The organism is Vibrio sp. DNB22_10_4, from assembly GCF_052879755.1.
In genome coordinates, this window is record NZ_JBNNXW010000088.1 from 1 (window position 1) to 257 (window position 257).

Annotated in this window: 1 protein-coding gene; it reads left to right on the forward strand. The window is 55.3% G+C overall.

What is annotated here, in order from left to right:
* Positions 1–62: 62 nt before the first annotated feature.
* The coding region (locus tag ACVA6Q_RS24775) for a GbsR/MarR family transcriptional regulator (RefSeq protein ID WP_446649242.1) at positions 63–257 on the forward strand (195 nt) is incomplete at its 3' end.

Here is a 257-nt window from a genome sequence, read left to right on the forward strand (position 1 = left end):
GTGCAAGCGCACAAGACGACTAAACTTTCAGAAATTCCTGAAAATTGAGAAAGATCAAAACGATGCAACTTTCTCCCTTGAAACAGCGCTTCGTCTTGCACTTTGGCGAGATGGGCAGCCGCTGGGGCATCAACCGCACGGTTGGGCAGATCTATGCCCTGCTCTATGCGGCACGCGAACCGATCAACGCCGACGAGATTGCCGAGGCGCTGGGCTTCTCACGCTCCAACGTGAGCATCGGCCTGAAGGAGCTGGAG